The sequence below is a fragment of the Actinomyces respiraculi genome, assembly GCF_014595995.2.
GTDB lineage: Bacteria > Actinomycetota > Actinomycetes > Actinomycetales > Actinomycetaceae > Actinomyces > Actinomyces respiraculi.
Genome location: NZ_CP063989.1, coordinates 414466 through 429300, shown reverse-complemented (window position 1 = coordinate 429300; position 14835 = coordinate 414466). Strand labels below are relative to the sequence as shown.

The 14835-nt window shown below is 68.9% G+C and carries 9 protein-coding genes; all 9 read right to left on the bottom strand.

Annotation, left to right across the window (positions count from 1 at the left end; genetic code table 11):
• Nucleotides 1–68: 68 nt before the first annotated feature.
• The 9 genes from dapC to ID810_RS01725 all read right to left on the bottom strand — a co-directional run bounded on the left by dapC (nt 69) and on the right by ID810_RS01725 (nt 14798).
• On the bottom strand, nt 69–1259 hold the full coding sequence (gene dapC / locus ID810_RS01765) for a succinyldiaminopimelate transaminase (RefSeq protein WP_166856396.1): 1191 nt from the start codon (nt 1257–1259) through the stop codon (nt 69–71).
• A 136-nt stretch (nt 1260–1395) separates the two neighbouring features.
• A complete protein-coding gene (locus ID810_RS01760) occupies nt 1396–2490 on the bottom strand; it encodes a hypothetical protein (RefSeq protein ID WP_167202857.1) in 1095 nt (364 codons plus the stop codon).
• 208 nt (nt 2491–2698) lie between these two features.
• Complete coding sequence (gene fdxA / locus ID810_RS01755) at nt 2699–3046, bottom strand: ferredoxin (protein ID WP_166856398.1); 348 nt, start codon at nt 3044–3046, stop codon at nt 2699–2701.
• A gap of 140 nt (nt 3047–3186) precedes the next feature.
• A complete protein-coding gene (locus ID810_RS01750; RefSeq protein ID WP_166856401.1) occupies nt 3187–6333 on the bottom strand; it encodes a VanW family protein in 3147 nt (1048 codons plus the stop codon).
• Between the two features lie 29 nt (nt 6334–6362).
• A complete protein-coding gene (gene typA / locus ID810_RS01745) occupies nt 6363–8285 on the bottom strand; it encodes a translational GTPase TypA (RefSeq protein ID WP_166856403.1) in 1923 nt (640 codons plus the stop codon).
• 577 nt (nt 8286–8862) lie between these two features.
• The gene (locus ID810_RS01740) at nt 8863–9639 is read right to left on the bottom strand and encodes a hypothetical protein (RefSeq protein WP_166856405.1); all 777 of its coding nucleotides are present in this window, start codon (nt 9637–9639) and stop codon (nt 8863–8865) included.
• Between the two features lie 126 nt (nt 9640–9765).
• Complete coding sequence (locus ID810_RS01735) at nt 9766–11457, bottom strand: ABC transporter family substrate-binding protein (protein WP_166856407.1); 1692 nt, start codon at nt 11455–11457, stop codon at nt 9766–9768.
• A gap of 258 nt (nt 11458–11715) precedes the next feature.
• Nucleotides 11716–13878 carry an ABC transporter ATP-binding protein gene (locus tag ID810_RS01730; RefSeq protein ID WP_166856410.1) on the bottom strand — a complete coding sequence of 721 codons (2163 nt, stop codon included), beginning with the start codon at nt 13876–13878 and terminating at the stop codon, nt 11716–11718.
• Nucleotides 13875–14798, bottom strand: coding sequence for an ABC transporter permease (locus tag ID810_RS01725; RefSeq protein WP_413227889.1), 924 nt, complete (start codon nt 14796–14798; stop codon nt 13875–13877). Before ID810_RS01725 ends, ID810_RS01730 begins: the two co-directional genes overlap by 4 nt.
• Nucleotides 14799–14835: the final 37 nt, after the last annotated feature.

Below are 14835 nucleotides of genomic sequence, written 5' to 3'. Positions count from 1 at the left end.
GACTGAGCCGTCTGCCACTGTAGCGGCACAAGCGGCGCTTGAGTGTCTCAGTGCCGGAGTTCAGTGGTTCAGGTCTGAAACAGGTCGGTGTCGGCCAGGCGTCGGCAGGCCGCTTCGACACGCTCGTCGGTCTCGGTCAGGCTCACGCGCACGCGCCCGGCCCCGGCCTCGCCGTAGAAGTCACCCGGGGCGACGACGATCCCCAGCTCGGCGAAGGCCCCCACGAGGTCGAAGGCGCTCATGCGCTCGGGGCCGCGCAGCCACAGGTACAGGCCCGCAACCGAGTCCTCGTCGTTGACCAGGCCCGCAGCGCGGGTGGCCTCAAGCAGCATGGCGCGGCGGCGCCGGTAGGTCTCGCGCTGGGCGTCCACGTGGGCGTCGTCGGCCAGGACGGCGGTCATGGCGGCCATGACGGGGGCGGGCACCATGAGGCCCGAGTGCTTGCGCACCTCGGTGACGGCAGCGAGCAGGCGCGCGTCCCCGGCCATGAGGCCGGCGCGGTAGCCGGCGAGGTTGGACTGCTTGGACAGGGAGTACAGGGCGATGAGGCCCGTGAGGTCGGGGGCGCCGTCGGGCAGGGTGCCACTCACGCGCGCGTCGAGGAGGCTGGGCACGCCCCGGGTGGCCCAGGGCTCGGCCCAGGCGAGCTCGGCGTAGCACTCGTCGCTGACGACGACGGCGCCGCGCGCACGCGCCCAGGCGACGATGCGGGCCAGCTGCTCGACGCCGAGGACGTGGCCGTCGGGGTTGCCGGGGCTGTTGAGCCAGACCATGACCACCTCGCCGTCGGGCAGCTGCCAGGTGGCGGGGTCGGTCTCGACGTCGACCGGCACGGGGGTGGCTCCGGCGAGCCGGGCGCCGACGTCGTAGGTGGGGTAGGCGGCCCGGGGGTGCAGGACGAGGTCGCCGGGGCGCACACCCAGGTGGCCGGGCAGGAGGGCGACGGCCTCCTTGGAGCCGATGGTGGGGATGACCTTGGCCGGGACGAGTCCCGTGACGCCGCGACGGCGGGCGAACCACTCGATGGCCGCCTCCCGCAGGGCCGGGGTGCCGACGACGACCGGGTAGCCGGGTGCGTCGGAGGCGGCGGCCAGTGCCCGGCGGGCGATCTCGGGGGTGGGGTCGACGGGGGTGCCGATGGACAGGTCGACGGTGCCATCGGGGTGCTCGGCGGCGCGTCGGCGGTAGGGCGTGAGCGAGTCCCACGGGAAGTCGGGCAGGGCCGTCGGCCTGGGCAGCGCGGGGTTCGTGGAGGTCATGGCCTGATTGTGTCCCACCGCCCCGTCCCCACCCCCCTCTCTCCCCGCCCCCTCCCCGCGAGAACTGGTGTTATCGCTCGCGAGAACTGGTGTTATCCCCCACGAGAACTGGTGTCATTCCGCACGAGAACTGGTGTCACCACTCGACACTCCTCCGCTCCCAAGGAGTACGCAGGCTCTCCGCAGGAACCGCCGTGAAAGCCGACGGCGGCAGCAGCACTCCCAGCTTCTCCATCACACGCGCCGGGTCGCGCACGTCCTCCGTCGTGAAGTGCGCGAGGTCGATACCCATGTCGTGCACATCGAGGTCCCGCGCCGCACGCCGCTCCAGCTCGGCCTCAGGGTCCCCCTCAAGCTTGACGTCGCCGTCAACCTCAGCGCCCTTCCTCAAGCCCCACCATCCGAGATCGATGAAGTACGTCGCCCACGGCGTGCGAACGGGCATCTGCGGCATCGGCGGCACGACACCGTTGACGAGGCACAGGCGGCGCAGCTCGGTTTCGTACGCCGACTGGCTCCAGGGTGATCCCGCGGCGATCACCGCCCGCGCCCGCCGGACTCCTCTCTGACGTGGTCGGTCCTTGAGCCGCTGGGCGACCTCTGCCCGCAGTACGTTCGCGGCGGTGTTGATCTCCTCGGCCCGGTCCCAGGGACGACCGGCCCCGTCCCTCTCCCCCGGCGCGCACGCCCCGCTTCCGATTGCGAGGAGTGAGTCGACGGCGACCATCGCGGCGTCCGCCGGGAGGAATCGGGCGCAGTCCTCCATTGTCCGTGCGAGGCTGGTCACTCTCAGGCCGTCGATGATGACGACGTCGTCGTCGTCGACCGGCCAGCAGTGCCTGATGACGGGGCGAGAGCGAAGCGCTCGTCGTCGCGCCGCTGGCCCCAGGTCCCTGATGTGTTCTGAGAAGTGCACCGCGCGAAGGCCCTCGGAGTGATAGCCGACGACGAGGTGCAAGGAGGACGTGGTCTCCCACACGCGGCCACCGTGAAGCATGACAGCGCTCTCCAGCGCGACGACGCCGTCGTCCCCGTCGCGGCGGACCGCCTCGACGAGTGCGTCGTGCTGGGAGGCTCGGGCGAGCCAGGTGCCCGGCGAGGCGGGCGCGTCGACGTAGACGTTCCGTTTGACGCGAACAAGGTGCCCGTCGAGGAGCCCGCCCTCGATCGCGAGATCGCCGTCGTCAGCTCGCCGTCGGAGTTGTCCTGCAGTTCTCATGCCTTCCAGCATGAGCGATGCCGGGGCCGCCACTAGCGAGAATCCACAGGAGCGCCGCGGGACCCGGTGAGAACAGCACCTTGTGGAGCCCGGCTCCACCTCCCCGGTCGTACGCCATCCTGATGAGGGGGACGCAGTTCTGGTCGGGAACAACACCAGTTCTGGTCGGGAACAACACCAGTTCTCGCGGGGAGGGGGCGGGGAGAGAGGGGGGTGGGGGTTAGGCGTTGGCGGCCTTCCACTCCTCGTTCTGCGGGGGCAGGGCCGCGATCATGGGGTCGTCGTAGTCGAGGGCGCCCACGCGCTGGGCGCCACCGGGTGCGCCCAGGCCCTTGAGCTCGAAGAAGTCGATGTTGGCTCGCGTGTAGTCGGCCCACTCATCGGGGACGTCGTCCTCGTAGAAGATCGCCTCGGTGGGGCACACGGGCTCGCAGGCACCGCAGTCGACGCACTCGTCCGCGTTGATGTAGAGGGTGCGTTCGCCCTCGTAGATGCAGTCGACGGGGCACTCGTCAACACAGGCCCTGTCCTTGACGTCGACGCAGGGCTGGGCAATCACGTAGGTCATGCGCTCTCCTCATTCCTCGGGCCGGTCACCGTCGGGCGGTGGGTCTGCCGCAAGTATGTGCCGAAGCGCGAGCGGCCCCAAGGCCGCCGGGCCGTGGCGGTGGGCACGCGGCCGCCACCGGCTCAGGCAGGGGCCTGGGCTCAGGCGGGGGCGTGCGGGGCGACGCAGCGCAGGGCGTTGTCGGCAGCGTAGGAGGTGGTGAGCACGTCGTCGGCGGGCCCCGTGCCGTCGGGAGCCTTGCGCGAGCGGGTGACGGTGATGTCAAAGCCGGGCTCGCCACCGGAGTAGGGCTCGCAGCCCGCGGCGGTGGAGGTCTCGGTGCGCACAGGTCGGTATCCGGAGTGCTCGCCGGAGACGATGCTGACGTCGTAGTAGTGGGTGGACCACAGACGCACGTGGACGTAATCGTCGGAGACCCAGGCCTGAACGAGGACGGCGTAGGGGGTGGAGTTCGTCCACTTGACGTCCAGGACCCCGGTCCACAGGGTGGCCTCGCGCCCGGCCGGGTAGCGGGTGAACCACACGGAGTGGGGGTGGTGCTCGACGTCGTCCATCCCGGCCTCGAAGCCGGCGTTGAAGACGGTGGTGGCCACCTGGGACAGGCCCCCGCCCAGGGAGTCGGAGTGCACGCCGTTGACGTACACGCCGGCGGAGGCGAAGCCGTGCTCGTAGTCGACGGGGCCCAGGGCCTCGGTGAGGGAGAAGGTCTGCCCCGGCAGGACGACGGTGCCGTTGATGGCGGCTGCGCCGGCGATGAGGTTCTGGGTGCGCTGAGGGTCGTAGAAGAAGGGGGTGGCGTACTCGCCGATGATCTCGGTGACGCCCCACTGCGCCTCGGCCTCGTTGTGCTCCGGCTCGGTGGTGGTGACCGGCAACGTGAGCGTGCGCGTGCCGTTGGTCGTGGCGAGGACCGCGTCGGCCAAGGCCTCGCCGTCGATGCTCAGGCCCGTGGTGCCGGGGACGAAGACGGGGGTGCCGGACGCACTGCCCTCGATGGTGAAGGTGGCGTCAACGGGGGCGGTCTCGACTCCGGTGCCCATGTCTTCGAGGACGGCCTCGCGCAGGCCCGCCGGGTCGAGGTGCACGGACAGGGTGCCGTTGTGGTTGACGACGCTGGCGGTGGCGGCGATCTCGGCGGGGGTGAGGACGGCGTCGGCCTGGGCCGTGGAGGCGGCCTGGGTGCCGACGGCGCTGACGGTGACGTCTGAGGCGAGCAGGGGCGTCAGGACGTTGTCGATGAGGGCCTGGGCGTCGGCATCGGTGACGGTGGGCTCGGTCCGGCCGGCGACAAGGGTGACGGTCTCCTGTCCCAGGGGCCAGTCGCGGCTGAGGATCTGGACGGAGGAGGCGACGTCGACGCCGGAGCCGGCGACGGCGGGGGTCAGGACAGGGGTGGTGCCGTCGAGGGTGACGGCGGCGTCGACCGTGCCCTGGGAGAGGGTGGTGATCCTCGCGTTGAGGGCGGCGGTCAGAGCCTGGGGGTCGACGGTGGTGACGGCCTGGGTCTGCGCGCCGGTGAGGCGGTCAACGATGGTGATGGGGTTGAGGGTGAAGGAGGTGAGGGTGTCGATGCTGGCGGCGGCGTCGAGGCTGACGCCGGACTCGGCGGGCACGAGGGTGTCGGTGGCGATGGGGGCGCCGTCGTCGCCGGGGACGGCGAGGGTGACGGTCTCGGCGAGCTGGGCCTCGATGGTCTCGGTGAGCACCTGCTCGGCCTGGCTGGCGCTCATGCCTCCGACGGCGACGCCGGAGACGGTGGAGCCGCCGAAGACGTGCTGGGTGGTGGCTGCGGCGGCCGAGCCCCACAGGATGAGGATGAGAGCGCCGACGCCGAGACCCAGGAGGGCGGCCGGGCGCCATCGACTGCGGGGTTTGGTGTCGCTGTCCACGAGCGGGGCGGGGTCGTCGGGTACGACGACGGTCTCGTCCACGGCCGGGGCAGGGTCCTCGGCCGGGGTCGGGTCCTCGACCGGGGCGACGGCCTCGTCCGTAGCCGGAGTGGTCTCTTCGGCCAGCTCCTCACTCGGGGCGCCGCCGTCCGCCACTTCCTCGCTCACAGGCGTGAGGTCGGCAGTCGGGACGGTCTGCTCGGGCACCTCCTCACTCACAGGCGTGAGGTCGGCAGTCTCGTCTGCAGCCGGGACAGTCTCCTTCTCGGCCGCCTCTTCACTCGGAGTGGATTCCTTGGCCGGAGCGTCGTCGTCGGCTACCTCCTCGCTCACAGGCGTGAGGTCAGCGGTCTCGTCCACGGCCGGGGCAGGGTCCTCGACCGGGGCGGCGTCGTCGGCCGCATCCTCGCTCACAGGCGTGAGGTCGGCAGTCTCGTCCGCAGCCGGGACAGTCTCCTCCTCGGCCGCCTCTTCACTCGGGACGTCGCCGTCGGCCACCTCCTCGGGCACGATGCTGGTCTCGTCCTGGGCCGGAGCAGGGTCCTCGACCGGGGCATCGTTGACGGCCACCTCCTCGCTCACAGGCGTGAGGTCGGCAGTCGGGACGGTCTGCTCGGGCACCTCCTCACTCGCGAGAGTGAGGTCGGCAGTCTCGTCCGCAATCGGGACAGTCTCCTCAGCCACCTCTTCACTCGGGGCGTCGCCGTCGGCCACCTCCTCGCGCAGGGTGCTGGCCTCGGGCACGACGATGGTCTCGTCCACGGCCGGGTCGGGCTGCTCAGCTAACTCCTTGCTCGGGGCATCGTTGACGGCCACCTCCTCGCTCACAGGCGTGACCTCGACAGTCTCATCCGCAGCCGGGGCGGTCTCCTCCTCCGCCGGAGTGGAGTCCTCGGTCGGAGCGTTGTCGTCGGCTACCTCCTCGGGCACGATGCTGGTCTCCTCCTCCGCCGGAGTGGAGTCCTCGGTCGGAGCGTTGTCGTCGGCCACCTCCTCGGGCACGATGCTGGTCTCCTCCTCCGCCGGAGTGGAGTCCTCGGTCGGAGCGTTGTCGTCGGCCACCTCCTCGGGCACGAGGCTGGTCTCGTCCTGGGCCGGAGCAGGGTCCTCGACCGGGGCGTCGCCGTCGGCCACCTCCTCGCTCACAGGCGTGACCTCGACAGTCTCATCCGCAGCCGGAGTGGAGTCCTCGACCAGGGCGACGGCCTCGTCCGGGGCGGTCTCCTCCTCGGCCACCTCTTCACTCGGAGTGGATTCCTCGGCCGAAGCGTCGTCGCCAGCCACCTCCTCGCTCACAGGCGTGACCTCGACAGTCTCATCCGCAGCCGGGGCGGTCTCCTCCTCCGCCGGAGTGGAGTCCTCGGCCGGGGCGTCGTCGGCAGTCGGGATGCTGTCCATGGCTCGCTCCTGGGCGGTGTCGTGGGTGGTCAGGCCTCGGAGCGGCGTCTGCGGGCCGCGTCCTTGAAGCGCTCCTGTGTGTCGAGAATGATCTTGCGGATGCGCACCGCCTCCGGGGTGACCTCGACACACTCATCCTCGGCAGCGAACTCCAGGCTCTCCTCCAGGGTGAGGCGACGCGGCGGTGTCAGGGCCTCGAAGGAATCCGCGGTGGAAGATCGCATATTCGTCTGCTGCTTCTCGCGCACGACGTTAACGTCCATGTCCTCGTTGCGCGGGTTCTCCCCCACGACCTGTCCCTCGTAGGTCTCCTGCGTGGGCTCAACGAAGAAGGTGCCGCGGTCCTGCAGGCGCACAAGCGCGTAGGCGGTGACGGCGCCGGCGCGGTCGGAGACGAGCGAGCCCGTGGTGCGCGAGACGATCGGGCCGGCCCAGGGCTCGTAGCCCTCCGCGATGGAGGAGGCGATGCCGGTGCCGCGGGTGTCGGTGAGGAACTGAGTGCGCAGGCCGATGGTGCCGCGCGCCGGGATGAGGAACTCCATACGGATCCAACCGGTGCCGTGGTTGGTCATGGTCTCCATGCGTCCCTTGCGGGCAGCCATGAGCTGGGTGACAGCGCCCAGGTGCTCCTCGGGAACGTCAATCGTCATACGCTCGACAGGCTCGTAGCGCTTGCCATCGATCGTCTTGGTGACGACCTGCGGCTTGCCAACGGTCAGCTCGAAGCCCTCGCGGCGCATCTGCTCAACGAGGATCGCCAGGGCGAGTTCTCCGCGGCCCTGCACCTCCCAGGCGTCGGGGCGGTCGGTGGGCAGCACGCGCAGGGACACGTTGCCGACGAGCTCGCGCTCCAGGCGGTCCTTGACCTGGCGGGCCGTGACCTTGGCGCCCTTGGTGCGCCCGGCCATCGGGGAGGTGTTGATACCGATGGTCATCGAGATGGCCGGGTCGTCCACGGTGATGAGCGGCAGCGGGCGCGGGTCCTCGGGGTCCACGAGGGACTCGCCGATGGTGATGTCCTCGATGCCGGCGACGGCGACGATGTCCCCGGCGTGCGCCTCCTCGGCAGGCTTGCGGTCCAGCCCCTCGGTGACAAGGAGCTCGGAGACGCGGGCGCTGGACATGGTGCCGTCGTGGCGGGCCCAGGCGACGCTCTGGCCCTTGCGCAGGGTCCCGTTGTGGACGCGCAGCAGGGCCAGACGGCCCAGGAAGGGGGAGGCGTCGAGGTTCGTCACGTGCGCCTGCAGGGGGGCGTCCTCGTCGTAGGAGGGGCCGGGGATGCGCTCGATGATGGTGCGGAACAGCGGCTCGAAGTCCGTGTTGGCGGGCAGGTCGCCGTCGGCCGGCTGGACGGTGTCGGCGCGGCGGGCCTTGGCGGAGGCGTAGACGACGGGGACGTCGAGAACGGCGTCGAGGTCGATGTCGGGGTGCTCGTCGGCCAGGTCGGAGGCCAGGGCGAGCAGCAGGTCGGTAGTCTCCTCAACGACCTCGCTGATGCGCGAGTCGGGGCGGTCCACCTTGTTGACGACGACGATGACCGGCAGGCTCGCGGCCAGGGCCTTGCGCAGAACGAAGCGCGTCTGGGGCAGCGGCCCCTCGGAGGCGTCCACAAGCAGGACGACGCCGTCGACCATAGACAGCCCCCGCTCGACCTCACCACCGAAGTCGGCGTGCCCTGGGGTGTCGATGACATTGATGGTCAGGCCATCACTCAGCCCGGCGGCGACGGCGGCCGGCCCCGCGTAGTGCACGGCCGTGTTCTTGGCGAGGATGGTGATGCCCTTCTCGCGCTCGAGCTCACCGGAGTCCATGACACGCTCGGCCGTGTTCTCCTGGGTGGCGCGGGTACCGAAGGCCCCAGCCTCCCAGAGCATCGCGTCGACGAGAGTGGTCTTGCCGTGGTCGACGTGGGCGACGATGGCGACGTTGCGCAGGTCCTGGCGCACGGTCATATGGGGCTCTTCCTCCATCCGGGAACGCGCCCGGGTCGCGCCTGGAACGAGCGTCCTCAGGCGACGGGCACACCGTCGCAAGCCTACGAGGGCACGTCCGACAGCCGCCATGACGGGGACGACACCGGCCCTGTGCACCCGCTCACGCAGGCGGCACACGCTGAGGCGCGGGCGGGGGGCGTGCGCCCAGTGAGCGTGGACTACGTGGACAGCGTGGACGCGCTGAGGCGCGGGCGCGGGGGGCGTGAGCTGCGGCGAGTGGCTCGTCCGGGACCCCTGTCGGTCACCTCCGTCCTCCGCCTCGTTCCCTCGTCGTTGATCTCGTTCGCCGACCAATGATCTCGTTCCTCCGTCGTTGATCTCGTTCCTTCAACGAACGAGATCAACCCGCGGGGAACGAGATGAACCGCCAGCCAACGAGATGAACCGCCAGCCAACGAGATGAACCGCCAGCCAACGAGAGCAACCCTCAGACGCGAGTCCGGTCACGGGCGCGCGGCAGCGCACGGCTCCGACGCCGTCCCGGAGGCCGGTACGCGCTCAGAACAGGGACATCGCGCCGTCCCGCCTCCCCGCGTCACCACAGGGAGACGAGCACCAGGGCCACGCCGACGGCGGCAGTAACCACCGGCACCACGTTGAGGGAGCTGACCACGGGGGCGCCCGAAGCCGCCCGGCTGGGCCTCGCAGGAGCGTGAACCTCCTCAGGCCCTTGTCCCCGTCCCCCCAGGTGGTCGCGCCCGGACTCGTCCCGACGCTCCGGGCGCTGCTCGCGGCGGTGCCCGTGCGCCCGCACACGCTCGTGGACCGCCCACCGCTCGGCGTAGGCCTCAATGAGGGCCCCTGCCCCGTCGGCGTCAAGGCTGGTACGGAAGCGCCCCGCTCCCGGGCTCAGGTACTCCTCGTGCACACCCTGGTGCGTCAGCGTCTCGGGCACAACGCTGCCGCCCACGGTGCGCCCGGTCGTCATCTCACGCTCACGCAGCTCCTGACGACGGCGCCACGAGGTCGATAGTCCTCCCGCGCGCTGGGCCGCGGCCGCCGTGACCGTGCGACCGCCGCGCAGCACGATCACCAGGGACCAGCGAGTTGAGCACCCAGACACCTCGCCCCAGGCAACGTCATGCGTCCTCCAGGCGTTGCGCACGCGCAGGCGCTCGTCACTCAGCACGATCTCGGGCGCCCACCACAGCGTCCAGACGGCAAGGCCGACGAGCACACCCCAGCCGAGCAGCGGGACCAGGCTCGCAGCACCGTCGGAACGCAGGACCGTCACAAGGACGGCGAGCCCGCCCAGCGCCAGCAGGAGGAAGCCGACGCGACCGGGCAAGGAGCGAATGACGACGGTGGGCACCCGCCCATCCTGCCCCAGCACCTCCGACGGCGCGACCGCCCCGCACCGTCGCACCAGGACGATCGTGGCCCCGCAACCCTGGGGTTGCGGGGCCACGATCAATGGCTCAGGCGTGAGTCACAGGAGTCAGCCCTTCATGAAACCGATGTTCTCAGCACGGTAGGAGGCCAGGCCATTGGCGCCGAAGTTCGCCAGCGTCTTAGGTACAGCGGTCAGCTGCAAGCGCTCGTACATCGGGAAGTTCATGACGTTCTCCCAGATGAGCTTGTCCACCTCGTTGGTGAGCCTGAAGCGCTCCTCCTTGTCTGCCGTCGTGGCAATCTGCTGGATGTACTCGTCGATCTGGGGGACCGAGATGCCCGAGTAGTTCTGGTTCGATCCACTGCCGTAGATCTGGCCGATGTTGGCCATCGGGTACTGGGTACCATTCCAGGTGAAGGCGGTGAGCTCGAAGTTACCGGGGCGGATGTAGTCCTTGAAGTAGCCGTTGGTGTCCACGGGGTTCAGCGTGATCTCCATGCCTGCCTCCTTGACCTGTGCCTGCAGGAGGTTGGCCTCGTTCTCGGTGGTCTGGACGCCGGCAGGCATCGTGAAGGAGATGGTCAGGCGCTGACCGTCCTTCTCGCGGATGCCGTCAGCACCTTCGGTCCAGCCGGCCTCGTCCAGCAGCTTCTTGGCCGCCTCGACGTCGTAGCCCCACTGCGTGGAGTTGTCCTGGTAGCCCTCCTGGTTAGGCATGAAGAAGCGGTTGCCCAGGAGCACCTTGGAGATGTCCACCGGCAGACCGACCAGGTCGGACTGGGCGATCGCCTCACGGTTGCAGGCGCGCAGCAGAGCCTGGCGCACGGCCTTGTCAGCCAAGGGGCCGGTGGTGCCGTTGAGGGTGAAGTGACGCCACTGCAGACCGAAGTTCTGACGCACCTCGGCATCGTCACGACCGATGCACTGCTCGTAGACATCGGCGGCGATGATGTAGTCGATGACATCGAGGGTCTTGTTGGCGAAGGCCGTGGCCTCAGCCGAGGCGTCCAGGACGCGGAACGTGACCTTCTCCAACAGCGGCTTGTCGCCCCACCACTTGTCGTTGGGGACGAGGGTGACAACCTGCTGGGACTTGTCAAAGCTGTCGACCTTGAAGGGGCCGGAGAAGTAATCGTTGTTGAAGTTATCCTCGCCCGCCATGGCCTCATTGAAGGTCTCAGGGGTGGCCATGAGCTCCTTGGGGGAGAAGCCGGAGAACATGTTGCTCCAGTCCGGGAAGACGGACTTGAAGGTGACCTTGGCCGTGAGGTTGTCGACGATCTCCACGTTCTCAATCTGGTCGTAGCCGTCGGCCGAGGCCCACAGGTACGCCTCGTCCGTGCCGTGGACGAGGCCCTCCTTGATGTCCTCGGAGTCCCAGTTGCGACCGTTGCCCCAGACCGCCTTCTCGTTGACAGCAACCGTGACGACCGTCTTGCCGCCCTCCTCGGTGGCCTCGAGCTTGGTGAGGAAGTTGGGGTTCGGGGTCGGAGAGCCGTCGTCACCCCAGTCCAGGGTGTAGGGGTTGACGAAGTTCCAGATATTGCGGGTGTCCACGCCATTGCCGTCAACGTGGGAATAGTTCCAGTTGGCGATCGTGGCCGTCAGGGACAGCTTGAGCTCGCCCCCCTCCTGCAGGGCGGAGCGCTCCTGAAGGTTCATGGCCTGGGCGGCTCCCTGGGAACCGTCAGAGGCGCCACTGGCGCCCGGGTCGCTGGACTTGGCGCAGGCCGCGAGGGCAGCCATGGCCGCCACAGAGGCTGAGCCACCAAGGAAGAGGCGGCGGTTGATCATCATGGGGATCTCCGTTTCGAAGGACGGGTGGGGGTGGGCAGGCCACGGGCGTGCCTGCCGTCACATGGAGCACACCATACGAATGTTTCCCACCGGACGACAGACGCTTGCAGGATAGTCACCAACCCGAAACATGGTTGACGTGTGACGAACGCCTTCGCACAGGGCCTGAACGACCGCACGTCAATGCACGAGATGCATAGACTCGCGATCATCTTAGATAGCGAGACTGCGGCGCCCGCTGTGCGGTCGGTGCCTCGCCTAGAACACGGCGGTCTTCTCCGGGTAGTAGCAGGCCACCTCGTGGTCCTCACCCTGCGACTCAAAACGAGGCATCTCACCCAGGCAGGCCAAACGCTGGTCCTCACTGAGAGCCGTGGCGAACTTCGGGCAGCGTGTTCTAAAGCGGCAGCCCGTGGGCGGGTTGGCAGGGCTGGGCAGGTCTCCCTCAAGCAGGATCCTGGAGCGCGTGCGCTCCTTGACGGGGTCTGGGATCGGGATCGCCGAGAGCAGGGCCTGGGTGTAGGGGTGGGCCGGTGCCTCGAAGATCGCATCGACATCACCGACCTCGACGATCTTGCCCAGATACATCACCGCCACACGGTCGGCGATGTGGCGCACCACGGACAGGTCGTGGGCCACGAAGAGGTAACTCAGCCCCATCGTGGCGCGCAGCTCGTCGAGCAGGTTGATGACACCGGCCTGGATGGACACGTCCAGCGCCGAGACGGGCTCGTCCAGGACCAGCAACTTAGGCTCGAGCGCGAGCGCACGGGCGATGCCGATGCGCTGACGCTGCCCGCCGGAGAAGTTGCGCGGGTAGCGGTTGGCGTGGCTGGGCTCCAGGCCCACCAGTCCCATGAGCTCCTCCACGCGCGGCGCGATATCCGTCTTCTTCCATCCGTTGGCCCGCAAGGGCTCAGCCAGGATGTCGAAGATCGGCAGACGCGGATCGAGCGAGGCCATCGGGTCCTGGAAGACGATCTGCAGATCCTCGCGCACCTGCCTGCGCTGTGAGCGGTTCAACTCACCCGTGTCCCTTCCCAGGACCACGATCCTGCCGGACTGCGGCGCCTGCAGCCTGAGGACCTCCATGAGGGTCGTCGTCTTGCCGCAGCCTGACTCACCCACGATCGCCAGGGTCTCGCCCTGACGGATGTCGAAGGAGATGCCGTCCACCGCGTGGACCGTGCCCACGCGACGCTTGAACACCGCCCCCTTCATGAGCGGGAACTCCTTGACCATCTCGGTCACCCGCAGCACCTCGGTGCGCTCACTGTGGGGTAGGTTGAGCGCGTCGGGCGTCTTGAGGGCAGGAACCGGGTAGATGTCGGTGTAGTCCAGGTTCCCCTCCTCGATGACGCCGTAACGGCGGCAGGCCGAGTACTGCGGGCCCGCCGCCCGGTCACCCGAGGCGTCCGTGGTGCCCTCACGCACGAGCACGAGGTCCGGCTCGCCCTCGTGGCACTGCGGGGCAGCCATGGGGCAGCGAGGAGCGAAGGGGCAGCCGGTCGGGAGCTTGAGCAGGGACGGCGGGTTTCCCTCCAGCGTCGCCAGGGCGGAGTCCTTCTTGACGTCCAGACGGGGCAGTGAGCCCAGCAGCCCAATGGTGTAGGGCATCCGTGAGCGGTAGAAGAGGTCGTTGACGTCACCGGTCTCGACGATACGACCGGCGTACATGACGGCCACCCGGTCCGCCATCCCGGCCACGACGCCCAAGTCGTGGGTGATCATGATGACCCCGGCGCCGGTCTCCTTCTGGGCAGTGCGCAGGACGTCAAGGATCTGAGCCTGGATGGTCACGTCCAAGGCCGTCGTCGGCTCATCAGCGATAATGAGATCCGGGTTGTTCGCGATCGCGATCGCGATGACGGCGCGCTGACGCATACCTCCGGAGAACTCGTGCGGGTAGGCCTTGGCACGCACCTCGGCGTTCGGGATCCCCACCAGGTCGAGCAGTTCAACCGCCCGGTCCCACGCGTCAGCGTCTGACATGCCGGGGTTGTGGACCTTGAGCGCCTCCACGATCTGGTTGCCGACCGTGTAGACCGGGGTGAGCGCGGACAGAGGGTCCTGGAAGACCATCGAGATCTGGGTGCCGCGGATCTTTGACAGGTAGGCGTCGTCGCGCCCCAGCAGCTCAGTGCCGTGGAGCCTGACAGAACCGGAGATCTGGGCAGACTCGTCGAGCAGGCCCATCACCGCCGTCGAGGTGACGGACTTACCGGAGCCGGACTCACCCACCAGGGCGAGCACCTCGCCACGCGCGACGGTGAGGTCGACCCCGCGCACGGCGTTGACACGCCCGTCCTCAGAGGGGAAGGAGACATGGAGGTCCGTGACCTCCAACAGGGGGGCCTGCGACGTCGGGTCGGGCAGCGCGTCAGACTCGAAGACGGGAGTGTTCTTGCGGGAGCGGCTCATGCCCTGCCTCCAGACTTCGACGAGGGATCGATGGCGTCACGCAGGCCGTCACCCATGAAGTTCACGCACACGAGCATGATGACCAGGACGGCGGCAGGCGCCAGGAAGATCCACGGATAGGTGGTGGCTGAGCGCTGCCCCTCGGCGATGAGCGTGCCCAGCGAGGTGTTGGGCGCCTGGACTCCGAAGCCGAAGTAGGACAGCGTGGTCTCGCTGATCACCGCGTAGGCGACGTTGACAGTGGCGTCGACGATGAGCAGCGAGGCGATGTTCGGGATGATGTGGCGCAGGATGATCCGCCAGCTGGGCACGTTCATGAAGCGCGCGGCATTGACATAGTCGAGGTCCTTCACGCTCAGTGTCAGGGAGCGGACCACGCGCGCCGTCAACATCCAGCCGAAGCCGGCCAGCAGGACGATGAACAGTGCGATCGACCCCTTCGCGGCACCGACCCGCTGGGACAGGATGGCGATGATGAGGAAGGAGGGCACCACGAGCAGCAGGTCGGTTATCCACAGCGCGGCCTTCTCCCACCAGCCTCCGAAGTAGGCGGCTGAGGAGCCGAAGAGCGCGGCGATCGAGGTCTGGAGCAGAGCCACGCACACGCCGATGAGCATCGACTTGCGCGTGCCCTCGACCACCATCGCGAAGACGTCACGACCCCCCTGAGTCGTGCCAAACCAGTGCTCAGCGTTGGGGGGCGTGAGGAAGGCGTTGTTGTCGACGTCGGTGTAGGACCACGCGCCGACGTGGTCGCCGAAGGTCGCGAACAGCGCCACGACGGCGAAGCCAACCGCCCCGGCCACAGCCGACTTGTTGCGCAGGAAGCGGCGCAGGGTGATCTGCCCGCGCGTCAGGCGCTTGGACTCCGCCGGGTTGGTCTCGCGCAGGTCGCCGGCCGCGGACTCGGACACGGGCATGTCCGCCGGTTGGTCGATGGGCGATTGCCCCCCCACC

Excerpts from the sequence above, each read along its gene's own strand:
- ID810_RS01735 (WP_166856407.1), bottom strand. The coding sequence starts at position 11,457 with ATGATGATCAACCGCCGCCTCTTCCTTGGTGGCTCAGCCTCTGTGGCG.
- fdxA (WP_166856398.1), bottom strand. The coding sequence starts at position 3,046 with ATGACCTACGTGATTGCCCAGCCCTGCGTCGACGTCAAGGACAGGGCC.
- typA (WP_166856403.1), bottom strand. The coding sequence starts at position 8,285 with ATGACCGTGCGCCAGGACCTGCGCAACGTCGCCATCGTCGCCCACGTC.
- ID810_RS01725 (WP_413227889.1), bottom strand. The coding sequence starts at position 14,798 with ATGCCCGTGTCCGAGTCCGCGGCCGGCGACCTGCGCGAGACCAACCCG.
- dapC (WP_166856396.1), bottom strand. The coding sequence starts at position 1,259 with ATGACCTCCACGAACCCCGCGCTGCCCAGGCCGACGGCCCTGCCCGAC.
- ID810_RS01760 (WP_167202857.1), bottom strand. The coding sequence starts at position 2,490 with ATGCTGGAAGGCATGAGAACTGCAGGACAACTCCGACGGCGAGCTGAC.
- ID810_RS01750 (WP_166856401.1), bottom strand. The coding sequence starts at position 6,333 with ATGGACAGCATCCCGACTGCCGACGACGCCCCGGCCGAGGACTCCACT.
- ID810_RS01730 (WP_166856410.1), bottom strand. The coding sequence starts at position 13,878 with ATGAGCCGCTCCCGCAAGAACACTCCCGTCTTCGAGTCTGACGCGCTG.